The sequence below is a fragment of the Leucobacter chromiireducens subsp. solipictus genome (assembly GCF_016758195.1).
Lineage (GTDB): Bacteria > Actinomycetota > Actinomycetes > Actinomycetales > Microbacteriaceae > Leucobacter > Leucobacter solipictus.
Window position 1 is genome coordinate 139,611 of the sequence record NZ_QYAC01000003.1, and the last position, 20,673, is coordinate 160,283.

The following is a 20,673-nucleotide window of genomic DNA, read 5'->3' on the forward strand; positions in this document are numbered from 1 at the left end:
GGGGTGCGCCGGGCTACCGCCGACGGGTCTCGCGCACCAGCAGCCAGACGAAGTAGAGACCGCCGATCGACACGGTGACGATGCCCACCGGGAGCTGGAGCGGCGCAAACAGTCGCTGTGCGAGGCCGTCGCTCACGACGAGCACAAGCGCGCCGGTCACCCCCGCGGCGATGAGCCCGACGCCCGCGGAGCGGGTGAGTCGGCGCGCGATCTGCGGTGCGACGAGCGCGATAAACGCGATGGGCCCCGCGGAGGCGGTGACGAGCGCGGTGAGGGCCACGCCGACGAGGATCGCGACGAGCCGGATCGCGGTGGGTCGCGAGCCCAGGGACCCGGCGGCGTCATCGCCGAGTTCGAGTACTCGCAGCGCCGGGGCCAGTGCGAGGGCGGGGACCAGCAGCAGGACCAGCACCCCGAGGACGGGCACGAGCGTGTCCACGGTGAGGCCGTTGAGTGAGCCGCTGCCCCAGACGGCCGCCGTGAGCTGTTCGCCGGGGGCGGCCTTCAGCATGAGATAGGTGTTGAACGCCGAGAGCATCGCCGAGACGCCGATGCCGACGATGATGAGGCGGAACCCCTGCACGCCGCGCCGATACGCCAGCACGAACACGACACCCGCGGTGAGGATCCCGCCGGTGAGCGCGCCGAGCGCAACGGCGACGTACCCGCCGCCGGTGATGAGCAGCACGACGAGCGCACCGGAGTATGAGCCCGCCGAGAAACCAATGATGTCGGGGGATCCCAGCGGATTTCGCGTGAGCGACTGGAAGATCGCGCCGCTCATTCCGAGCGCGAGGCCGAACAGGGCGGCGAGCAGCGCCCGCGGTAAGCGCCACTCGCGCACCACCAGGACCGTGCCGTGATCGGCGGTGCCGAGCACCCCGCCCAGCACCTCCGCGAGCGGGATGTCGGTGCTGCCGGATCCAATCGACACGACCATGGTCGCGCAGGTGAGCGCCGCGAGTATCGCGGTGACCACCACGCCGCGCAGCGACACGGTGAACGACCAGCGGCCCCGCTGTGCGGTGACCTGACGGCTTCCGAAATCCACGGAGGCGCCGGGGGCGGGGGTGGCTGCGGTCGATGTACTCATAGGGCGCTCACGTTTCTCCGACGGGCCAGGGCGATGAGGACGGGCGCGCCGATGAACGCGGTGACGATCCCGACTTCGAGTTCGCGCGGGGCGAGCACGACGCGGCCGAGCACGTCGGCGGCGAGCAGCAGGAGCGCCGCCCCGACGGCCGAGAACGGGATGATCCAGCGCTGGTCCGGACCGGTGAACCAGCGGACCACGTGCGGCACCATCAGCCCCACGAACCCGACGGGTCCCGCCGCGGCGGCGGCCGCGCCGGCGAGGAGCGTGACCGCGAGGATGACCAGGATCCGGGTGCGCAGTACGTTCGCCCCCAGGGAGCGCGCGGCGTCGTCTCCGAGGGAGACGGCATTCAGCGGCCTGCCGCAGCCGAGCGCGATGAGCACCCCGACCCCGATGGGCGGCACGACCGCGCCGAGGGTGTCCCAGCCGCGACCCGCGAGCGATCCGGCGCTCCACCGCAGGACGTCCGAGAACGTGTCGGGATGGAGCATGGTGATGGCGGAGGAGAAGCCGCCGAGCACCGCCCCCAGCGCGACGCCGACCAGGGTCAGCCGGACCGGGGTGGCACCGATCGATCCGATCGACCCGAGGGCGTAGACCAGCGCCGTGACCACCACGGCCCCGAGGAAGGCCAGCCAGAGGTACTGGCTGAGGGCCGTCACCCCGAAGAAGGCAACCCCCACGACCACCGCGAAGCTCGCGCCCGCGCCGACCCCGAGGATCCCGGTGTCGGCGAGCGGGTTGCGGGTGAGCGCCTGGATCAGCGCGCCGGCCACGCCGAGCGCCAGGCCAATCACGAGTGCAAGGAGCGAGCGCGGCAGCCGCATCTCGTGCACGATGTACGAGGCCTCGGAGCCGTCCGCGTGCCAGAGCACCCGCCACACCTCACCGAATTCGAGTGCCCGTGCCCCCGCCCAGAGGGCAAGCGCGAAGACCACGGCGAGCAGGAGCAGTGCGCCCGCGAGAAAGAGGACGCGTTTCGCGGCCGTGCCGGCGGGGGCCGGCGCCGATGCCGGTGCTGGTGCTGGCGCCGGTGCTGCCCCCGGCGCCGCATCCGGTGCCGGTGCTGCGTCCGCAGTCTGCAGCACGGCCCTACAGCCCGAGCTCGGCGAGGCGGGCATCGTAGCGATCGCGGTTGATCTCCTCGTCGCTCCCGTCCCAGATGGACTGCAGCGCCGCCATCGTGGCGGCGTCGAGCGAGTCGTAGCGCTCCAGCCAGGCCTCCTGCTTGTCGCGCCAGTAGCCGATCACCGCGTACTGGGCGGGGGCGAGGCCGCGCTCATGGCGCAGGTAGCGCCGCGCATCGCGCAGTTCGCCGGCCTCGCCGGCCACCCAGACGTAGCAGTCGTCGGTGATCGGCATCGCGCGGAGCGCTTCCGTGATCGCGCTGGGGCCGACACCGTTTCCCCGGCCCACGACCCACTCGACCTGCACCCGGTCGGTGCCGAGATCCTGGCGGTGCGAGGCCTCCGCGATTTCGACGGCGGCCACCGCACGCACGCCGGGAGCGAGCTGGCTGGCGAGCCGGGCCAGTGCCGGGATCCCGGTCGCATCGGTGACAAACACCTGCACCGTGGCGTCGGCCGGCGGCTCGTACAATCCGCGCGGCTGCCCGAACGCCACGCGGTCGCCGGCCCGCGCGTGCGCACCCCAGGTGCCGGCGCGGCCATGACCGTGCACCACGAGGTCGATGTCGACCTCCCCGGTCGCGGCATCATGCCGGCGGATCGTGTACGGCTCGATATGGGCGTCGCTTCCCGGGGGCTCGTGCCAGGTGCCCGACGCGTCCCGCGTGGGGAGCATCAGCTCGCCGCTCGGGCCGGGGAACCTGACGCGCACAAACTCGTCGCCGACGCCCGTGGTGGTGAATCCGGCAAGCCCCGGACCGCCGAAGGTGACGCGCACCATCCCGGGGGTCACCCAGGCGGTGCGCGTCACCTCAGCGACAAACAGCGTGTCGTTCACTGCGCGGCGTCGACCTTCGTCTGGATCTCGGCGAAGCGTTCCTCAAGGTCGTCGAGGTTCTGCAGGGCCCAGCCGAACGAGCCCGTCGGCCCGCGGTCGATGTAGTCGAACACCATGCCGTTCTGGACGGCGGGCAGGTTGTTCCACAGGGTGTTCTTCGCGAGGGCGTCGATGTTTTCCTGGGGGCTGTCGCGCAGCAGGATGATGTCGGCGTTGCTGAGGCGTCCGAGTTCTTCGTAGGAGAACCACTCGGGGAAGCCGTCGTCGGTGACTTCATCGTCCTGCTGCTCGCGGAACTGGGCACCCAGGTCGCGCAGGATCGGGGTCATGAAGTGCGTGCTGCCGTAGGTGCCCCACTCGTCAGGGTCCGGGCCCAGCAGGGTGAAGGTGTTGTTCGCGAGGAGCTCCGCGAATGTCGCTGCGATCTCGTCGCGACGCTCGGTGTACTCGTCCACGAGGGGCTGGAGCTCGGCTTCCTTGTCGAAGATCTTCGCGAGCTCGACCGAGCGGGTGCGCCAGGCCTCGCCGTCGCGCGCATTGAACGTGATGATGGGGGCGATCTTTTCGATCTCCGCGCGCATCGGGTCGTCGAGCGGCAGGAAGTCTTGGGTGGCGAGGACGAGATCCGGCTTCGCCTGCACGATCGCCTCGAGGTTGAGCTCGTAGTACTCGCCGATGGATCCGACGCCCGCCTCCCGGATGGGCTCGCTGTATTCCAGCGGAATGGAATCACCGGCGGTGTCGGTGAAGTAGCTGTTCACCACACCCACGGGGGTGATGCCGATGTCTTGCAGGGCCGCGGGCGTGTAGAAATCGACCGACACCACCCGCTCGATGTCCTGCGGAATCTCGACGGTACCGAAATCGCTCTCGTAGCTGCGGGTGTCGGCCGCGCCGTTGTCGCCGGGGGTGCCGCAGGCGACAAGGGCGAGGGCGGCGGCCGCGGCGACGAGGCCGCCCAGGACCCGGCGTGGCGATCGGGGTGTGGGGAAGAGGGACATCATGCTCCTGCTCGGTACATCAGAAACGTCAGACGGGAGCGATCCCATCTGACGTAGGTAAGGGTGACCTTGGTTACTGTATTCGCCCGCGCGCGCGGTTTGGCGACAAGCTGTACCGGTTTTGGAACACCTTAGGCCCGGAGCACCGCGTCGGTCCGGGTGTAGGCGGCGGGGGTTTGGCCCGTGAGCGTGCGGAAATGGTCGATGAAGGTCGACGTGTTTCGGTAGCCGAGGCGGCGGGATACCCGGGCCACCGGGTGTCCCGCCGCGAGCTCGCGGATCGCCAACTGGAGACGGGCGAGGATCCGCCACTGCGTGAAGCTCATGCCGGTTTCGCTGGTGAATTGCCGGGCGAGCGTGCGCGAGTGCATCCCGCACATTGACGCCCAGTCGCTCGTGGTGCGCTTGTCCGCGGGATCGGCGAGGATCGTGCGGGCGATGCTGCGCAGGTGCGGGCTGCTGGGCATGCTGAGGTCGAAGGAGACCTGCGGTGCGGGGGCGAGGAGGTCGAGGATGACGCGTTGCATGCGGAGACGGGCCTCGGCGTCGAGGTCAGCGTGCAGATTGTGTTGCAGGAGTGCGCGCAGGGGGTCGCTGATCGCGACGCCGGTGACACGATCTGGCATCGCGCTGAGACGGCTGGCGTCCGCCGCGAAGTAGGTGGCCCGGACCTCCGCGCCCGCCTCGGCGGAGGCGCGGTGGGGGAGGTCGGCGGGGATCCAGACGCCCAGCTCCGGGGGCACCGCCCACACGCGGCCGTCCGCCTCGAGCGTCACCATTCCGCGATGGGACCAGAGGAGTTCGTATTCGGCGTGGGCGTGCTCCAGCCAATCGATCGGGCCGGTGACGTCGAAGTCGATGGTCGTCAGGAGGAAGCCGTCGGGGATCCACGGGATCTCCATGGTCGCCGCTTCGGCGAGCGGCGGGGCGGATCGGTGCAGCGTCAGCACGGGGTCTCCACGGGTCTGCTCGGGGTCAGGGGGTGTGGTCCGGGTGGCAGCGCCACCCGGACCACACCTCGGATCGCGTTATTCGGAGGGGGTGCTTGCCGCCGCGGCACGAGCGGTGCGCGAGCGCCGAGCCCGCGCGAGCGTGAGCGCGGCACCGCCGACGAGCAGCAGCGCAGCCGCGCCGAGCAGGGCACCCTGCGCGGGATCCGCGCCGGTCCGGGCGAGGCCCTCCGCCGACGCGGTACCGGCGTCTCCCGTGCTGCCCGCAGTGTCGGGCTTCGGGGCCCCGGTCCCACCGGTGCTCGGATCGGTGCCCGTCGCAGGATCGGTGCCCGTGCCCGGGTCCGTGCTGGTGCCCGGATCCGTCGCCGGGTCGGTGCCCGTGCCCGGATCGGTGGCGGGGTCCGTGGCCGGGTCGGTGTCCGTGCCTGGATCCGTGCCCGGCACGGTCTCAAGCTGGGACGTGCCGAACGATACGGGATCGCCAGCCTGGCCCGCGTAGAAATCGTGGAGCTCGGTGGGCTGGATCGTGTCGAGGATCGTCGTGGCCTGCGCGGTCCAGCTCGCCTGGTACGTCGCGTCGCCCGCGGGTGCCGCGCCCGGGCCGCTGGGGTCTGCGGCGACGGCCGAAACGGAACCGATCGCGGAGGACACCACCGTCGGTTCGGTGAGCGCGATGCTTGCGACATCCACGCGGGAGACCGTGAGGTCGCCGACCGTGGTGGTGGTCGACAGCTCCGCGCTGAGGATCCCTGGCGCGCTCGGGTCCGTGATCGTGACGTGCGGGTTCTGCAGCACGATGTCGAACTCGTGCAGGGCGCTCTGGAAGCGGATCCGGCCCTCGTACTTCAGCACACCCGTGCCGGTCGCCGGATCGTAGGTGCTGCCCGTGGCGAGGGGGAAGTGGAAGAGGCCGGCCTCGTCGATCGTGGCGTGTCCGCTGTGGTGCGTGGCCCCCTGGGCGACGTTGGCCACGTAGTCGCGCCAAGACTTCTTGAAGCCCCACACGAGCTCGCCGGTGACCGGCGTCTCGGTCTCGCCGCCCTCGCCGGGCGTGGGCGCGTCCGAATAGGTGACGGGGATGAAGAGCTCCTGCGCCGGGTTCGTGGCGTTGGCCGCGCCGCCCGCGTAGCTGTACACGCCGAACTGCCCGTTCGCCGGGATCTCGCTCGGGGTCGCGGCGGTGATCCGGCCCTCGAAGGTGCCGGTGGCCGGGTCGAGGATGATCGCCTGTGCGCGCATCGTGGCCTGGAGTGGCGCGGGCATCGCCGCGATCACGGACTCCAGCAGCACCCACTTGGTGTTCGCGCGCACCTGGGTGCGATTCTCGCTGGGGGCCTGTTCCGATGGTTTCCAGGGGGATCCCACCGCGCCGAACGCCACGAAGGTGCCCTGCGGCTGGTTGTTCGGGATGGGGAGCCCGCTGCCGTCGCCACCGGGGTTGTTCGCCTCGGGGTCGAAGCCGCTGCCGCGCACCACGATCTCGTCCCCCGGGTTCACGGTGGTGGTGCCGAGCGGGGTCTGTCCGTCCGCCGCGAAGAGCTCGATCTGCGGCGCGGCACCGGTCGCGGGCCCGTCCGGGAGATCGCCGATCACCTGGAACGGCAGCGGCGCCTTCTGCTGATTCAGCGTCGAAGTTCCGGTCATGTAGTGGAACGCGCGGACGGCGTCGGGAAGCTGGTCGATGTAACTCTGCAGCCAGGAACCGCCCGCCTCCTGCGTCTGCTGGACGCCCTCGGCGTTGCGGTAGTGCTGGCCGGCGAAGACGGGGGTGCCCGTCAGCTCCCCGTCCGCGATGTGCGTGTCGGCCAGGGTGAGCACGGTCGTGCGCACGGGATCCTGGGCGGGGGAGGGAGCGCCTCCCATGCTCGCGCCGGCGCCCGCCCCGACGTCGAAGCTCAGGGCGGCCGTGCCGTCGGCGGCAACCTCGAGGATCGGGGCCGAGAAGAACAGATCCGGCCCGCCCATCATCCGCACCGGGTTGACGGTGAGGATTCCCGCGTCGGGCCAGGTGATGGTGCCGGCCCCGGTCTCGGGGTCGAGCGATCCAGCACCGTCCGCGAACGACGCAATGCGGTAATCCTTGCTCGACGCACCGGGCACCGCCCCCGCGACCTCGGCCTCGGGCACCGTCGCGATCGAGACGCCGTCCCCGGCCGCCTCCATCGCCCAGGGGCCGAACACCCCGTACTGTGCGTAGGAGCTGTAGCCCCAGTCGAGTTGCAGGCCCGTGACCTGCTGCTCGGCGGCCTGCGCGGCCGTTGCGGTGACGGCACCCGTGGTGCCGATCGTCAGTGCGGCCAGGCCCGCGAGGATCCGCGGTGCCCACCTCCGGTGCTGTGTGTGGTTGCTCACGCCATCCCCTATAGTCGGATCAAGATAAGGACATCCTAAGCAACATCTGCTGTCTGGGTCGAATCTGCCCGCCCCGCGGCCCGGGCCCGCCCGCTCGCCCGGCCCGCCTCTGCCATGCCGCCCGGCCCTGCCACGCCCGGCCCGCCCGGGCCGCCCCGTCCCGGCCCGGCCCGGCCACGCTGCCCGACCACACCGCCCGATCCTGCCGTCCGGCGCGTCCACACCGACGCGTTTTATTTAGCGCGAGGGTTTTTCCGACATATTTGGCTCGGTTTCGCGAAAATGCCTCGGTTTGGGCGGGCGGGCGGGTGGTTGGGCGGGTGGGGGCGGCGCGGGGCTATGCGCGGACGCCGTGCTCTTGGCACCACATTTCCAGCACCGCGAGCGACCACAGGGCGTTGCCGCCGCGCTGATCGCTGGCGCCGTTCGGGTCTGCGAGCAGCGCCGCAACGGCGTCCGAGCTGAGGAGGCCGCGCCGCCGCGCCTCGGGGCTCGTCATCGCATCCGTCACGGTCCCGAGCACGTCCCCGTCGAGGTGTCGCAGGCCGGGGACGGGGAAGTAGCCCTTCGGGCGGTCGACGACGTCGCGGGGCAGGACCCGCCGCCCGATCTCCTTGAGCACGCCCTTGCCCCCGTGCCGGGTTTTCAGCTCCGGCGGGCAGCTCGCCGCGAGCTCGACGAGGTCCTGATCGAGGAAGGGGACGCGCGCCTCCAGCCCTGCCGACATGGTCATGCTGTCGACGCGCTTGACCGGGTCGTCCGGCATGAGCACGTGCGTGTCGAACCGGAGCACGGCATCCACCGCGGTCTCCGCGCCGGGCTGCGCCAGGTGCGCGTCCACGACGCCGCGGCTTGCGTCGTCGGGGAGCCGGTGCGGTGGGCGCAGCAGCGCGCCGACCTCCGCGTGTGAGCGATCGTGGAACTCGGCGCGGAACTGGGCGGCGGCGTCCGTGCGTGCGGCCCCCGCCGCCGACCCGTGATACCCATACCCCGCGAAAACCTCATCGGCACCCTGCCCCGACTGCACCACCGACACGTGCGGCGCGGTCGCCTGCGCGAGCAGGTAGAACGCGGTGACATCGTGCGAGGCCATGGGCTCCGTCATCGCCGCAATCGCGTCAGGGATCGCCGCCGCAAGCTCGGCCTCGCCGATGCGCATCTGATGGTGCTGGGTTCCGTACTGCTCCGCCACCCGGTCGGAGTAGCGGAACTCGTCGCCCGTTTCCCCGCCGGCGGCCGTGAAACCGATACTGAACGTGTGCAGGGGTTCGGGGCTGTGCGCCGCCGCGAGCGCGACGAGCAGGCTGGAGTCGAGTCCGCCGGAGAGCAGCACGCCGACCGGAACGTCCGCGACCAGGCGCCGCCGCACCGCCGTGCGCAATGACTCCTCGATCGCCGCGGACCAGTCGTCGGCCGACCAGTCCGACCGCTCGGGCACGCGGGCGTACGCGGGTTCCCAGTAGGTCCACTCGCGCGACCGGCCGTCCGCTTCGATGACTCGGACGGTCGCCGGCGGCAGTTTCCGTGCCCCCGTGAGCAGCGTGTGCGGGGCCGGCACGATCGAGTGCCAGGTCAGGTAGTGGTGCAGCGCAACGGGGTCCAGCGTCGTATCGACGTCCCCGCCGGCGAGGAGGCCGGGGAGCGTCGACGCGAACCGGATCCGGCCGGGCACCTCGCTCACGTAGAGCGGCTTGATGCCGAGACGATCTCGGGCAAGCACGACCCGGTCCCGTCGCTCATCGAACACGGCGATCGCGAACATGCCGACGAGATGCTCGACGAATCGGGTGCCCCAGCGGGCGTAGGCGTGCAGGATCACCTCGGTGTCGCTGCGGGTCGCCGGGGTGAACTCGTCGCGGAGTTCGTCGCGGAGCTCGGCGTGGTTGTAGATGCAGCCGTTGAACGCGACAGTGATCCCGAGCTCCGGGTCCCGCATCGGCTGCGCCGCGCGCTCCGACAGATCGATCACCTTGAGCCGCCGGTGGCTCAGGGCCACCCAGCCGCGGGCCAGGGTGCCGTGGCCATCGGGGCCGCGCGCCGCCATCGCCTCCGCCATGCGGGTGACGACGCGCGGGTCCGCTGTCCCGCCTCGGGTGTTCAGTTCTCCGGCGATTGCGCACATGGGGCCTCCTCGGGGTCGTGTGCGGACCACGGTAGTGACCTCGGGGCCGGAGGCGCAGGGCCTTGACTTCCCGAATGCGGGGAGCCACGCGCGCGCGTCGGTCCGCCCGGGCGCGGCAGGGCGGGAAGCTGGGAATGCAAGCCCTCGCCGGGCTCCCGGGCCGCGCGATGTACTCGAGGCAGCGTGCGCGGGTGCGGCGCGGGAGGGACGCGATGGGGGCAGACACACCGGCGGGAACGGCGGGCAGCGGGCACGGGGAACGGGTGCGGCGCTTCGGACGGGGGTTCTGGCGCACACCGCGCCTCATCCTGGCGGGGAAGAGCGCCCTCGCGGCCGGGCTGGCATGGTACCTGGCCCCGATCATCCCGTTCGCCGAGCCGGAGTACTCGTATTACGCCCCGCTCGGGGCACTGGTGAGTATGTATCCGACCTTCTTCGACTCCGCCCGATCGGGGCTGCAGGCGCTGGCAGGCCTGTCGCTCGGGGTCGGGCTCGGCCTGGGAGCGGTGCTGGCCGTGTCGCTCGGGGTGCCCGGGATCCTCGGCGTCGCCGGGGTGATCGGGATCGGGGTGGCGCTCGGGGGGTCACCCCGGTGGGGCGTGGGCCGGGACTGGCTGCCCATGGCCGGCCTATTTGTGCTCGTGCTGACCGAGGGGCACGGCGCGGCGTTCTCGATCTCATACCTGGTCACGATGGCGTTCGGGGTCGTCACGGGGGTGTTGGTGCAGTGGCTTGTGCTGCCGCCGTTGACCGTGGGGGAGGCGCAGCGCGCCGTAGCGGCGGCGCGGCTCGCGCTCGCGGACGGCCTCACGGCGGTGGCCCGCGTGCTCGAGGATCCCGCCGGTCACCCGGAGCTCGACCGGCGCGCGGCCGAGCTCGCGCGAGCGGTGTCCGGGGTGAGCGAGAGTGTGCAGCACGCGCACCGCAGCGCGCGGGCCAACCCCCGAGCTCGCCGCACCGCCCGCACCGCGTCGGCCGAGCTCGACGCGGAGGCGGCCGGCGTGGAGCGCGCCGGTCGCCACGTCCTGGTGATGCTGGAGCTCGTGGCGGAGGGCGCGCGCGGCCACACGCCTTCGGTCTCGCGCGCGGCGTCCCGACGGTTGGTTCCGGCGCTGCGCCGCTGCGGCGAGGCCCTCGGCACCGCGGTCGACGCGCCCGAGCACGCGGCACGGGTGGCGGCGGCGCAGCGGCAGGTGGAACGATGCCGGCACCGGGCCCGGCTCCCGATCAGAACCGCGGAGGCGGGGGCGGACGAGGCGCTCGCGAGCAGCCTGTCCCGTGCGCTCTCCGCCGCGGTGCCTCGACACACCCTGTGAATTTTGAGGTTTTCTCCCAGCTCAGAGGCCATGATGAGAGCCATGGGGTTTCTTTATTACAATGGGGTCACAGAATTCGAGTTCGATGATCGGGTGCTCGCCCATCTGAAGGCGGCCATTGGAACGAAGCTCCGCCGGCAGGAGTCGTTCTTCGTGAACTGGACCAACCCGGCGGAACAGGGCAGCGGCCGTGTCACGATCTGGATGTCGCCCGCGATCCCCGTGTTTTTCCGCTTCGCGGGCAACACGCCCCCGTCGCTCAATGCGAAGTGGGTGCACGTGCTGGTCGAAACAGCGAATACGCCACGGGGGATGACCGTGATGCGCGAGGACCAGGTCGATTCGGCATTTGCCGCGCTCGCGGCGGCGCAGGAAGGATAGGGGCGGACACCATGGGCGAACTCCACTACGGCACGAAGGACAGCGTCTTCACGTTTGAGGATCGGCTGCTGCACCACCTGAAGCTGGTGATCGCGAACAAGCTCCGCAAGGGCGAGAGCTTCCTCTTCAGCTGGCAGACCTCGGACTGCGGCGCGGGCGCGGCCATCTGGTTGCACCCGTCGATCCCGCTCCACTTCACGTTCGAGCAGTTGGGACAGGTGGAGATCAACAAGGATTGGGCGGAGCTCTTGAGCTTCCAGGCGAACAGCGCTGCGGGCCTCACGCTGGTGCCCGAGCCGAACGCGGAGGCCGCGCGCGCGTAGCCGCCGCCGTCGCGACTCACTCGCCGTCGTCCGTGCGGAACCCGGCGGCCTTGTGGGTGCCGTCGCACCAGGGCTTGATGCTTGAGAGGCCGCAGCGGCACAGTGCGACGGTGCGCCGCCGCTGCGGAATCGGGGTGCCGTCGGCGGCCCGGAGATCCACGGTGCCCCGCACGATGAGGGGCCCGTCCGGGTAGGGCGTGATGCTGGGCGGCACCTCGGGGCCGGCCGCGCCGCCTCGACCGCCAGGGGCCGGGGCCCCGCCGTGCGCGTCGTCCGGATCATCGGCAACGCTCACGCCGGGTCCTCGTCACGGAGGGACGACCGACCGGCCTCCCACGCGTCGAGCATGTGCCTGCCGGCGGCACCGTCGAGGGCGAGGCAGGCGGCGGCACCGAACATGATGTCGGCGAGGAGCTCGGGGCGGTCCTCCGCGAGTCCGCCGGCGAGGTCGCGCCCGGCGATCTGTTCGTGCACGGCGTCGGCCTCGACGTGTTCATCGAAGTAATCGGTGACGTCCGGCCCGGCACCCAGCCGACGAAATCCGTCGCCGGTGTGACGGTTGGGGATCGAGGACGTCATCTCAAAGGCGGCGAGATGGCCGACGATCGCTCCGAGCAGGCGGCGATTGAGCCCGAACATCGACATCGCGTTCTGCGACGCGAGGGTCACCGCGGGCACCCGATCGACGTAGTGACCGTAGCCGGGGTCGAGCCCCATCGCGGCGAGTGTGCGGGCGAAGATCTCGGCGTGGACGCGGTCCGGCCGGCCGCCCCCGTACTCATCCGATTGGATCTCGACGAGCGCGGCTTTCGGGCTGCCGGTGAGCCGCGGGATCGCCCAGGAATGCGGATCTGCCTCGCGGAGGGTGTACACCGAACGCTGGATGAGGAATTCCCGCGCGTGCGCCTCCGTCGCGCGACGTGCGAGGAAGCGGGGCACGCTCGGCCCGCCCTGCTCTGCGGTCAGCGCAAAGAGGGCCGCGGCGACCTCCGCCGCGTCGGCAGCGGGCTCAGGGGGCGGCGCGACCTCGCGGCGCAGCTGCGCCTCGAAGGCGCGCTCGATCCGCGCTCGCGCGGCCAACAATTCGGGATCCCACTCGAGTTCCGGATCGAGGTCCCCGAACGCGCCGTAGGCGGAGGCGTAGAGCACGAACAGCGCGAGCTGGAGGTCCTCATCGCGCCACACGTCCGTGGTGGCTGCGACCGCGGCGTCGGTTCGTGCGCGGACCTCGCGGTGCGCCTCAGCATCTCCGGCGGTGAGCGTGCGCAGCACCGCTGCACTCACCGGGCCGCGCGCGGAACAGGAAACGCGGGGGAGCGTCTGGGGGCGGGAACGTGTGGGCATGGGCCTCCGATCGGTCACGCTGCCCAGTGTCCGGGACCCGCGGGGCGGCGGCCACCCCCTTGACACCGCTGGTGGCGATCGGCTATTCGTGCGCGTCGGGCGCGAACCGGGGTGCCGAGCTGTGAAGTCAAGCCCCCAGACGCACGCGGGTACCGCTCCTACGCTCGGGGGTGTCCCGCTTCGGACTTCGAGCCGGGGCATCGACCGGGACGTCCGTCCGTGGACGCGGCGCCCCGTCCGCAGAGGAAGGACACGCTATGCCCACGATCAGCAGCGACATCGACATCGACCTCCCCGTCCGCACCGTGTACAACCAGTGGACGCAATTCGAGAGCTATCCGGCGTTCATGACCGGTGTGGAATCGGTCCGCCAGCTCGACGACACCCACCTGGCGTGGGATGTTGTGGTCGGCGGCGCGGAGCGCGGATTCCAGGCGGAGATCACCGAGCAGATCCCCGATGCCCGCATCGCCTGGCGCAGTCTCGACGGGCCGGAGCACGCCGGTGTCGTGACGTTTCACACCCTGGACCCCGAGAAGACCCGTGTGCGGCTCGAACTCGAGTGGCAGCCCGAGGGCTTCGTTGAAACCATGGGCGCGATGCTGCAGATCGACGACGCGCAGGTCGCGTCCGATCTGCGCGAGTTCGCGCGGCTGATGGAATCGCAGGGCTTCGCGAGCGGGGCCTGGCGCGGCTCCGTCTGAGCTGGCCCGGTGACCCCCGCCGCACACCCACCACACGAACGGAGGCAGCCATGGCCAGAATCTGGGAATCGAACGAGTCACGCGACGGCGACGAGGAACTCGCGGTGACCGAGCAGCGTGACCGGGACCGCCCCGCGGTCACGCCCCAGTCCGAACCCGCGGAGGAGAACCCCGAGGGCGCGGACCCACGGGATGCGCTTGAGGCGCAGGGCGAAGACGTGGCTTCCTCGCCCGCCCGCCGCGGCCAGCACACCCCCGAACGGAGTTGATCATGAGTACGACACACATCATCCCCCCGCCCGACAGCGCGGTCTGCGACACCTGCGGGAACCGCTACGACAAGACGTTCACGATCACGCGCGGCGACACCGTGCGCGTGTTCGACAGCTTCGAGTGCGCCATCGAGTCGATGGCGCCGAGCTGTGCGCACTGCGGCTGCCGCATTCTCGGCCACGGCGTCGAGAGCGACACGGCGCTGTACTGCTGCGCGCACTGCGCCCGCGAACAGGGCGAGCACGGCGTGGCCGATCGCGATCACGGCCCGGCGGGTGCCCAGAGCATCGCGTGACGGACGCGCACGACCGCGGGGCCAGGCGCGTCGATGCGCTCCTGGCCCCGCGGTCGCGCGGTCACTGCCTTAGAGCGACGCGACGATGCCCCCGCTGATCAGTGCTGTGAGGCCGAGAGTGGCGAGGACGCCGAACACGACGCCCCAGATCACGATCGAGATCACCTGCCACAGGATGACCTGGTTCTTCGACGCCCCGAACGACACCATCGCGGCCGAGGTGATCTGGCTCGGCAGGAACAGCTGCCCCAGCAGGCTGACGCCCGGGACCCCGTAACGATCGAACCGGGCCTTCAGCTTTTCGCGCCGCGGGCTCAGCGGCTTTTCGGTTCGGTTCTGCGTCGCTTTCGCCCGGACCCCGTGTGCCGTGAGTACGAACACGAGCATCGAAAGCACGTTGCCGACAATCGCCGCGAGGACCGCGACGACCGGGGGAATCCCCACGAGCACCCCCACGGCCGAGCCGAAATAGGATTCCACGAAGGGGATCGCGGCGATCAGCAGGACCCCGAGCCACTGCAGCACCTCGGGAAGCGACGCGGTGAAATCCTGGAGGGTGGTGAGCATGACGGCCTTTCAAACGGGAGACGCGGCGCGGCGAGACCGCCGGCCGGGCAGCGAGCGCTGCGATACCTCAAGCTTCGCGGCGGTGGATCGGCGGCGGTAGTGCCGGGATGTCATGACCCGGTGTGACGTCGCGCGGCGCGCACCCGTGACATCTGTCACGGGTCGCCGCGGTGGTGCGCCGCGAGAACCCGCGAGCCCGTAGGCTGGGGAAGATGCCTGACTCGCCGCCCACGCCAGCCCCCGGGGCCGGGGTGAATGCCACCTGGAATTACACGCTGGGCTCGATCGTCTTCCTCTTCGTGGTGATGGACGTGCTCATGATCCTGAGCATCCTGCAGGAGTTCCGCGTGGGGCATCGGTCCACCGTGTTGGTCGTGCTGCTGCTCGCGATCGGGTCCGCCGCCACCCGTCTCCGATACTGCTGGTTCCTGCGCTCGGCGCCCCAGCACCGGATCCCGCATCGGGGGTGGACGATCGCGCTGCTCGCGCCCGCGGCGGCCTCGTGGGGGCTCGCGTTCGCGGTGCCCGAGGTCGCGGGATTCGCCGCCGCGCAGCTCTGGTTCTCGGGGGTGCTGTTCGCCTGCTTCCTGCCCGGGGCCGCTCGCTGGCTCATGTACGCGGGGCTCCTCGCGTTGACGCTCGCCCCCGTCGTTGTCGCCGGTCCCGAGCGCGTCGCCCTGACCGCCGGCCGCGACGGCTCCCCCCTGTGGTTTGTCGCCGTGTACGCCGCGATGCTCCCGGGAATGCTGCTCTCGAGCCTGTGGATGTGGCGCGTCGTGCAGCGCCTCGACGAGGCCCGTCAGCTCGGGGCAGAGCTGGCGGTGACCCAGGAGCGCCTGAGGTTCGCGGCCGACCTGCACGACATCCAGGGGCACCACCTGCAGGTGATCGCGCTCAAAGCCGAGCTCGCGGAGCGCACCCTGGAGGCGCGTCCTGAGCAGGCCGCCACGCAGCTCGGCGAGATCCGGCTCATCGCGAAGGAAGCGATGGAGGAGACGCGGGCGCTTGTCGCGGGGCTGCGCGAGGTCGCCCTCGCGGACGAGCTCGGGAACGCGCGGGACGTGCTGAGCCTGGCGGGAGCGGAGTGCAGCCTGCGGATCGATCCCGCGCCAGACGTGCAGGCGGACGGACCCGTCCGGCCCAGTGACGCGGAGCGCGTCCTGGCGTTCGCGGTGCGGGAGGCGACGACAAACATCCTGCGGCACAGCTCGGCGACGCGAGCCGACATTGTCCTCGCGGCCGCGCGCGGGGGCACCGAGCTGGTGATCACCAATGACGGCGTAGACCCGGCGGATGCCGCCGCGGCCGCGGGTGGCCCGGGCACCGGGATCGCCGGACTCCGCGACCGCGTGGCCGCGGTGGGCGGCACGGTCGCAGCTGGGATGCTGCGCGGTGCGGGAGCGGTACAGCGCGGCGACGACGTGCGCGCGGAGCAGTCGCCGAGTTTCGAACTACGGGTCTGGGTACCCGGGGCGGGAGCATGATGCAGCATCCGAGTCAGCCGGAGGTGGGGCGCGAACGCGAGCCCATTCGGCTGCTGATCGCCGATGACGAGCAGCTGATCCGGAGCGCGTTGGAGGCGCTGTTGGATCTCGAACCCGACATCGAGGTGGTCGCGGGGACGGACAACGGCGCGACCGCCGTGGAGCTCGCTCTCGCGCTCGCACCGGACGTGTGCTTGCTCGACCTCGAGATGCCGCGCGCGGACGGCATCGAGGCCGCGGAGCGCATCGCCGCGGCGCAGCCGCAGACCCGATCGATCATCGTGACTCGCCACGCACGCCCCGGGGTGCTCCGCCGAGCCCTCGCCGCGCACGTCTCCGGGTTCGTGCCCAAGTCGACGCCCGCGGGGGAGCTGGCCCGGGTCATCCGGGACGTGGCCGCCGGCAAACGCTATGTGGATCCCGAGATCGCCGCGGCGGCGCTCACGGCCGAACGCTGCCCGCTCACCGAGCGCGAACTCGATGTGCTGCGGGCCACTCGCGTCACCTCGAGCGTCCAGGGCATCGCGGATCAGCTGTTCCTGAGTTCCGGCACGGTGCGCAATTACCTGTCCGCGGCGATGACCAAGCTGGGCCGCCAGAACCGGCAGGACGCCGCGGAGTACGCCTGGCAGCAGGGCTGGATCTAGCCGCCGCGGCGGCTCGGCTCGGTCCCGGGGGCAGCGGCGTCCGCCGCATCGAGCTGGGCCAGGATTGCCTGCAGCGCCGCCTCGATGGCGGTGGAGAGCACCTCGATCGGGCCGCCCGCACAGTGGAGCTCCGTCGCCGGCGGGTCGGCGTCGCCCCGCAGCGCACAGAGATACACGGTGCCGGCGGGGCGGCCCTCCTCGGGCCCCGGTCCGCCGACCCCGGTGATCCCGGCGGCGACGTCGGAACCCAGCAGCTCGCGCACCCCGACGGCCATGGCCCGGGCCGTCTGCGCCGTCACGACCGGCCCGCGCGGGACCCCGAGGACCGCGAACTTGACCTCCGCGTCGTAGGCGACGACCGCGCCCCGGTACCAGGTCCCGGAATCGGGCCCCGCCGCGAGCGCGGTGGACAGCTGACCCCCGGTGAGCGACTCGGCCACCGCGACCGTCGCGCCCTGCGCGAGCGCGCGCTCGGCGATTCGCGCGACGAGCGCGTCGATCCGATCGTGTGTTGCGTTCTCAGCCATGCCTCTCCCTACGCTCCCAGCGCCCCGACCGCGTGAGCGATCACGAGCGTTACCAGCACGAACGACATCAGGCCCTGGGCGGTGGCGAGAATCTTCGCGCGCGGCCGCAGCGGGATCCCGGCCCCGGGGCCGAACGACATAGAGGTGACGGCGGCGTCATACCAGTAGTCGACGTAGCTGGGGCGCCAGTTGCTCACCGGGCCGGACTGCTCCGAAACTTCGGCGCTGGTGTCGTCGTCTTCGTCCTGCGGGAACCGGAAGTCCGCGGGCGGGAGCTCCGAACGTCGACGCTGCCGCCGGGCGGCCGGTCCGCCGCGATCCAGTTCCCAGAACAGCAGGCTGAACGCGATGAAATTCGTCGCCCAGACCTGGGCGGCGGCGGCGAGCAGCTCGGGTCCGTCCCCGGGCTTCGTCGTCACGAGCAGCACGATGGTGTGGCCGAGCGCGATGAGGTTGGCCCCCACGAGGAGGGCGGCGAGCGCGAGCGAGGCGACCCGGAACGTTTGTGTGTTCCGGTGGGTCCTGAGCGGGTTGACCACCAGGATGCACGCGAGGAGCACGGCCGCGATCGCCACGATCGTGAGCCGGATCCACAGCGGCTGGACGTCGTTCGGCAGGAAGCCGTAGAGCAGCATCGCGGCGATGGTGGCGATTGCCGCGGGGAGCCGGTGTTCGCCGCGCGCGTTCTCGCGCACCTGATCGCGGTCCTCGGCCTGGGTCATGCGTGCTCCGTCCTCGTCTCGCGGGCCGCGGCACCGCGCGGCATCCGGCTCCGCGCGCTCGCCGCCGCGCCGCTGTGCTCGCGGGAAGGGGTCTGTGATCGGGAATAGTAGCGAGACTCGGGGGTGCTTGTCGACCCCCTCCCCGGGGGCCCGACGGGTTCGTACGCTGGAGGACCATGACGCGCGGTGCGTCGCCCCGCCGCGTCCGACGACAGGAGGCCGCTCATGAGTTCGCATCAGAGGCTGCTGGGGATTGAAGAGGAGTTCGCCCTCGTCGACCCCGTGACCGGGACGCCGGTGCCGGGTGCCGCCGCGCGGCTGATCCGCGACGCGCCCCCGCAGACCCCGCTGGAGCACGAGTTTCTCGACAGCCAGGTCGAGACGGCCACGCCGCCGTGCGAGACGGCGGACGAGGCCGAAGCGAGCCTGACCGCGCTCCGTGCCGGCGCGCGGCGCTTGGCGGAGGAACACGGCGTGCTCCTGGCCGCGACCGGCACGCCGCCGCTCGAGATGCCGTCGGGGCCGGGATCCCAGGTCACGGAGAACGATCGCTACCTGATGATCGCGAACGATGCCCGTCGGCTGGCCCGCTCCCACTACGTGAACGGCATGCACGTGCACGTCTCGATCGAGTCCCGGGAGGCCGGGGTGCGGGCACTCAACGGGCTCGCGCGCTGGGCCCCGCTGCTGCTCGCGATGACCGCAAACTCGCCGTTCTCGGGCGGCGTCGATACGGGCTTCCAGAGCTGGCGGCACCTGACCGGCTGCTCGTGGCCGCTGAACGTCTTCCCCGCCCACTTCTCCTCGGCCGAGGAATACGATGCGCGTGTGGACCGCCTGATCCAGGCGGGACTGATCCGGGACCGAGCGCTCGTGAGCTGGGTGGCGCGGCTCTCTTCGAGTTTCCCCACGATCGAGCTCCGACTCGCCGACGTGCAGCCGGATCCCGCGCACGCGGTGGCCTTCGCGGCGCTGGTTCGCGCCCTCGTGGACACCATCGTTGCGAGCGACAGTGCGGCGGCGGCCGAACCGCACGGCACCGACGAGGTGAACGCGGCGCTTTGGCGGGCCGCGCGCGACGGCCTCGCCCACACCCTGGTCGATCCCGGCGTCTGCCGCGAGGTCGATGCCACGACCTGGCTGTCCGAGCTGCTCGAGTACATCGAACCCGCGCTCCAGCGGTTCGGCGACGCGGACCGGGTGCGGCGATACGTCGCCGAGCTCCAGCTGCACGGAGCCCCCGCGGCCGCTCAGCGCCGCGCGTTCGAGTCGGGCGGGATCGCCGGGGTGCTCGAGCTCTATGCCCAGCACCGCCCCGCGCCGCCCGAGCCGGTGCCGGCGCTGCCGCAATTGACCCCGTAATTCCGAGCCGAACTGGAGGAACCGATGCCACAGAACAAGACCCCGCAACTCAAGGATCCCGAGCTGTACGAGAGCCTGCGCGACGACGGTGCGAGCGCCGAGAAGGCGGCCCGGATTTCAAACGCCGCGGCCCGCGAGGGGCGCAGCGCCGTCGGCCGCCGCGGCGGCCAGGCCGAGGACTACGAGGATCGCACCGTTCCCGAGCTGCGGGAGCGTGCGCGCGAACTCGGAATCAGCGGTATCTCGCGGCTCCGGAAAGCGGAACTCATCCGGGTGCTGCGCGAGCACTGACCCCGGCGACCCGGTTCGCGGCCCCGTTCTCTCACCGAAAGGAACCCCAGATGCATCTCTCAGACCCCCGCACGAAATACTGGTCCTCCGGCTTTCCCGAGCAGGAGCAGTCCCAGCCCGGCCTCACCGAGGCGGTCGCGCCCACGCCAGATCACGGGGAGCGAGACTACGTCGGCCACGGCCGCCTGGAGGGCCTGCGCGCGCTGATCACCGGCGGCGACTCCGGCATCGGTCGCGCCGTCGCCATCGCCTATGCGCGCGAGGGGGCCGACGTCGCCCTGTCGTACTTGCCCGAGGAGCAGGAGGACGCGGAAGCCACGGCCGAGCTCGTGCGCGCCGCCGGCCGCGGGGCGATCCTGCTCCCGGGAGACCTGCGCGAGGAGGAGACGTGCGCGGCGATCGTGACCGAGACCGCGTCGACCCTGGGCGGCATCGACATTCTCGTGCACAACGCCGGGTATCAGCGGGACCGGCCGGGCGTCGCGTCGCTGAGCCGGGAGGAGATTCTCCGGGTGCTCGACACGAACCTGGTGGCACCGCTGCTGATCACCCGGGCGGCGGCCGATCTGCTGCGCCCCGGCGCGAGCATCATCTTCACCGCCTCGATCCAGGCGTTCGCGCCGTCGCCCTCGCTGATCGACTACGCGGCGACGAAGTCGGCGCTGGTGTCGCTCACGCGCTCGCTCGCGGAGGAGCTCGGGCCGCGCGGGATCCGCGTGAACGCGGTCGCGCCCGGGCCCATCTGGACGCCGCTCATCCCGGGTACGGGCTGGGACGATGCGCTCGGCAGCTTCGGCCAGGACACGCCGTTGGGCCGCGCAGGCCAACCGGCCGAGCTCGCGGGCGCATACGTGTATCTTGCGTCCGAGGACGCCTCGTTCACGTCCGGGGCCGTGCTCCCCGTCACGGGCGGCAAGCACCTCTAGCTCCGCCGCGGCCCACGGCGGC

23 protein-coding genes are annotated in these 20,673 nt (G+C 71.5%); 11 read left to right on the top strand and 12 right to left on the bottom strand.

Features of this window, described 5'->3' with window-relative positions; all coding sequences use genetic code 11:
• Positions 1–13 precede the first annotated feature (13 nt).
• The 7 genes from D3230_RS06455 to D3230_RS06485 all read right to left on the bottom strand — a co-directional run bounded on the left by D3230_RS06455 (position 14) and on the right by D3230_RS06485 (position 9,489).
• Positions 14–1,093, bottom strand: a complete 1,080-nt coding sequence (locus D3230_RS06455) for a FecCD family ABC transporter permease (RefSeq protein ID WP_202344215.1) — start codon at positions 1,091–1,093, stop codon at positions 14–16.
• Positions 1,090–2,184, bottom strand: coding sequence for a FecCD family ABC transporter permease (locus D3230_RS06460; RefSeq protein WP_337249116.1), 1,095 nt, complete (start codon positions 2,182–2,184; stop codon positions 1,090–1,092). The genes D3230_RS06455 and D3230_RS06460 overlap by 4 nt, the downstream gene beginning before the upstream one ends.
• A 4-nt stretch (positions 2,185–2,188) precedes the next feature.
• Entirely contained in the window at positions 2,189–3,061 is an 873-nt protein-coding gene (locus tag D3230_RS06465) for an SIP domain-containing protein (RefSeq protein ID WP_202344217.1), read from the bottom strand.
• Positions 3,058–4,065 carry an ABC transporter substrate-binding protein gene (locus tag D3230_RS06470; protein WP_202344218.1) on the bottom strand — a complete coding sequence of 336 codons (1,008 nt, stop codon included), beginning with the start codon at positions 4,063–4,065 and terminating at the stop codon, positions 3,058–3,060. Before D3230_RS06470 ends, D3230_RS06465 begins: the two co-directional genes overlap by 4 nt.
• Positions 4,066–4,193: 128 nt before the next feature.
• Positions 4,194–5,012 (bottom strand): helix-turn-helix domain-containing protein, encoded by an 819-nt coding sequence (locus tag D3230_RS06475; protein ID WP_202344219.1) that lies wholly within the window; start codon positions 5,010–5,012, stop codon positions 4,194–4,196.
• Positions 5,013–5,090: 78 nt separating this feature from the next.
• On the bottom strand, positions 5,091–7,367 hold the full coding sequence (locus D3230_RS16360) for an HtaA domain-containing protein (protein WP_202344220.1): 2,277 nt from the start codon (positions 7,365–7,367) through the stop codon (positions 5,091–5,093).
• Between the two features lie 337 nt (positions 7,368–7,704).
• Positions 7,705–9,489: an N-acetylglutaminylglutamine amidotransferase gene (locus D3230_RS06485; RefSeq protein ID WP_202344221.1), complete on the bottom strand. Its 1,785-nt coding sequence runs from the start codon at positions 9,487–9,489 to the stop codon at positions 7,705–7,707.
• A 212-nt stretch (positions 9,490–9,701) separates the two neighbouring features.
• Here D3230_RS06485 and D3230_RS06490 point away from each other — a divergent pair, with 212 nt between their 5' ends.
• The 3 genes from D3230_RS06490 to D3230_RS06500 are packed head-to-tail and all read left to right on the top strand — an operon-like array spanning position 9,702 to position 11,509.
• On the top strand, positions 9,702–10,805 hold the full coding sequence (locus tag D3230_RS06490; protein ID WP_202344222.1) for an aromatic acid exporter family protein: 1,104 nt from the start codon (positions 9,702–9,704) through the stop codon (positions 10,803–10,805).
• 42 nt (positions 10,806–10,847) lie between these two features.
• Entirely contained in the window at positions 10,848–11,186 is a 339-nt protein-coding gene (locus tag D3230_RS06495; protein WP_202344223.1) for a DUF7882 family protein, read from the top strand.
• Positions 11,187–11,197: 11 nt separating this feature from the next.
• Positions 11,198–11,509: a DUF7882 family protein gene (locus tag D3230_RS06500; protein WP_202344224.1), complete on the top strand. Its 312-nt coding sequence runs from the start codon at positions 11,198–11,200 to the stop codon at positions 11,507–11,509.
• Between the two features lie 16 nt (positions 11,510–11,525).
• Here D3230_RS06500 and D3230_RS16365 read toward each other — a convergent pair whose 3' ends face one another.
• Positions 11,526–11,804 (bottom strand): CDGSH iron-sulfur domain-containing protein, encoded by a 279-nt coding sequence (locus tag D3230_RS16365; protein ID WP_337249117.1) that lies wholly within the window; start codon positions 11,802–11,804, stop codon positions 11,526–11,528.
• Positions 11,801–12,853 (bottom strand): iron-containing redox enzyme family protein, encoded by a 1,053-nt coding sequence (locus tag D3230_RS06510; RefSeq protein WP_202344225.1) that lies wholly within the window; start codon positions 12,851–12,853, stop codon positions 11,801–11,803. Before D3230_RS06510 ends, D3230_RS16365 begins: the two co-directional genes overlap by 4 nt.
• A 257-nt stretch (positions 12,854–13,110) precedes the next feature.
• On the opposite strand from D3230_RS06510, the gene D3230_RS06515 reads away from it, so the two are divergent.
• The 3 genes from D3230_RS06515 to D3230_RS06525 are packed head-to-tail and all read left to right on the top strand — an operon-like array spanning position 13,111 to position 14,125.
• Entirely contained in the window at positions 13,111–13,557 is a 447-nt protein-coding gene (locus D3230_RS06515) for an SRPBCC family protein (RefSeq protein WP_202344226.1), read from the top strand.
• Positions 13,558–13,607: 50 nt separating this feature from the next.
• Entirely contained in the window at positions 13,608–13,826 is a 219-nt protein-coding gene (locus D3230_RS06520; protein WP_202344227.1) for a hypothetical protein, read from the top strand.
• A 2-nt stretch (positions 13,827–13,828) separates the two neighbouring features.
• Positions 13,829–14,125 carry a hypothetical protein gene (locus tag D3230_RS06525; RefSeq protein WP_202344228.1) on the top strand — a complete coding sequence of 99 codons (297 nt, stop codon included), beginning with the start codon at positions 13,829–13,831 and terminating at the stop codon, positions 14,123–14,125.
• 69 nt (positions 14,126–14,194) lie between these two features.
• On the opposite strand, the gene D3230_RS06530 is transcribed toward D3230_RS06525, so the two are convergent.
• Positions 14,195–14,692 (bottom strand): small multi-drug export protein, encoded by a 498-nt coding sequence (locus D3230_RS06530; protein WP_202344229.1) that lies wholly within the window; start codon positions 14,690–14,692, stop codon positions 14,195–14,197.
• A gap of 212 nt (positions 14,693–14,904) precedes the next feature.
• On the opposite strand from D3230_RS06530, the gene D3230_RS06535 reads away from it, so the two are divergent.
• Positions 14,905–16,176 (top strand): sensor histidine kinase, encoded by a 1,272-nt coding sequence (locus D3230_RS06535; RefSeq protein WP_202344230.1) that lies wholly within the window; start codon positions 14,905–14,907, stop codon positions 16,174–16,176.
• Positions 16,173–16,823, top strand: coding sequence for a response regulator transcription factor (locus tag D3230_RS06540; RefSeq protein WP_237467116.1), 651 nt, complete (start codon positions 16,173–16,175; stop codon positions 16,821–16,823). The genes D3230_RS06535 and D3230_RS06540 overlap by 4 nt, the downstream gene beginning before the upstream one ends.
• Here the strand turns inward: D3230_RS06540 and D3230_RS06545 are convergent.
• Together D3230_RS06545 and D3230_RS06550 are read right to left on the bottom strand one after the other, a co-directional pair.
• Positions 16,820–17,350 carry a CinA family protein gene (locus D3230_RS06545; protein WP_202344231.1) on the bottom strand — a complete coding sequence of 177 codons (531 nt, stop codon included), beginning with the start codon at positions 17,348–17,350 and terminating at the stop codon, positions 16,820–16,822. The genes D3230_RS06540 and D3230_RS06545 overlap by 4 nt on opposite strands.
• A gap of 8 nt (positions 17,351–17,358) precedes the next feature.
• On the bottom strand, positions 17,359–18,072 hold the full coding sequence (locus D3230_RS06550) for a hypothetical protein (protein WP_202344232.1): 714 nt from the start codon (positions 18,070–18,072) through the stop codon (positions 17,359–17,361).
• Positions 18,073–18,297: 225 nt separating this feature from the next.
• Here D3230_RS06550 and D3230_RS06555 point away from each other — a divergent pair, with 225 nt between their 5' ends.
• From D3230_RS06555 to D3230_RS06565, 3 genes are read left to right on the top strand one after another with little or no spacing between them, the layout of a single operon-like run.
• Positions 18,298–19,434, top strand: coding sequence for a carboxylate-amine ligase (locus D3230_RS06555; RefSeq protein ID WP_202344233.1), 1,137 nt, complete (start codon positions 18,298–18,300; stop codon positions 19,432–19,434).
• A gap of 24 nt (positions 19,435–19,458) precedes the next feature.
• Entirely contained in the window at positions 19,459–19,725 is a 267-nt protein-coding gene (locus tag D3230_RS06560; RefSeq protein WP_202344234.1) for a DUF7218 family protein, read from the top strand.
• Positions 19,726–19,775: 50 nt separating this feature from the next.
• Positions 19,776–20,651, top strand: a complete 876-nt coding sequence (locus tag D3230_RS06565) for an SDR family oxidoreductase (RefSeq protein ID WP_202344235.1) — start codon at positions 19,776–19,778, stop codon at positions 20,649–20,651.
• Positions 20,652–20,673 lie beyond the last annotated feature (22 nt).

Bases quoted from the DNA above. Each gene is read 5' to 3' on its own strand.
- D3230_RS06455 (WP_202344215.1), bottom strand. From the start codon at position 1,093: ATGAGTACATCGACCGCAGCCACCCCCGCCCCCGGCGCCTCCGTGGAT.
- D3230_RS06470 (WP_202344218.1), bottom strand. From the start codon at position 4,065: ATGATGTCCCTCTTCCCCACACCCCGATCGCCACGCCGGGTCCTGGGC.
- D3230_RS06485 (WP_202344221.1), bottom strand. From the start codon at position 9,489: ATGTGCGCAATCGCCGGAGAACTGAACACCCGAGGCGGGACAGCGGAC.
- D3230_RS06490 (WP_202344222.1), top strand. From the start codon at position 9,702: ATGGGGGCAGACACACCGGCGGGAACGGCGGGCAGCGGGCACGGGGAA.
- D3230_RS06495 (WP_202344223.1), top strand. From the start codon at position 10,848: ATGGGGTTTCTTTATTACAATGGGGTCACAGAATTCGAGTTCGATGAT.
- D3230_RS06500 (WP_202344224.1), top strand. From the start codon at position 11,198: ATGGGCGAACTCCACTACGGCACGAAGGACAGCGTCTTCACGTTTGAG.
- D3230_RS06510 (WP_202344225.1), bottom strand. From the start codon at position 12,853: ATGCCCACACGTTCCCGCCCCCAGACGCTCCCCCGCGTTTCCTGTTCC.
- D3230_RS06515 (WP_202344226.1), top strand. From the start codon at position 13,111: ATGCCCACGATCAGCAGCGACATCGACATCGACCTCCCCGTCCGCACC.
- D3230_RS06520 (WP_202344227.1), top strand. From the start codon at position 13,608: ATGGCCAGAATCTGGGAATCGAACGAGTCACGCGACGGCGACGAGGAA.
- D3230_RS06525 (WP_202344228.1), top strand. From the start codon at position 13,829: ATGAGTACGACACACATCATCCCCCCGCCCGACAGCGCGGTCTGCGAC.
- D3230_RS06530 (WP_202344229.1), bottom strand. From the start codon at position 14,692: ATGCTCACCACCCTCCAGGATTTCACCGCGTCGCTTCCCGAGGTGCTG.
- D3230_RS06535 (WP_202344230.1), top strand. From the start codon at position 14,905: ATGCCTGACTCGCCGCCCACGCCAGCCCCCGGGGCCGGGGTGAATGCC.
- D3230_RS06540 (WP_237467116.1), top strand. From the start codon at position 16,173: ATGATGCAGCATCCGAGTCAGCCGGAGGTGGGGCGCGAACGCGAGCCC.
- D3230_RS06545 (WP_202344231.1), bottom strand. From the start codon at position 17,350: ATGGCTGAGAACGCAACACACGATCGGATCGACGCGCTCGTCGCGCGA.
- D3230_RS06550 (WP_202344232.1), bottom strand. From the start codon at position 18,072: ATGACCCAGGCCGAGGACCGCGATCAGGTGCGCGAGAACGCGCGCGGC.
- D3230_RS06555 (WP_202344233.1), top strand. From the start codon at position 18,298: ATGAGTTCGCATCAGAGGCTGCTGGGGATTGAAGAGGAGTTCGCCCTC.
- D3230_RS06560 (WP_202344234.1), top strand. From the start codon at position 19,459: ATGCCACAGAACAAGACCCCGCAACTCAAGGATCCCGAGCTGTACGAG.
- D3230_RS06565 (WP_202344235.1), top strand. From the start codon at position 19,776: ATGCATCTCTCAGACCCCCGCACGAAATACTGGTCCTCCGGCTTTCCC.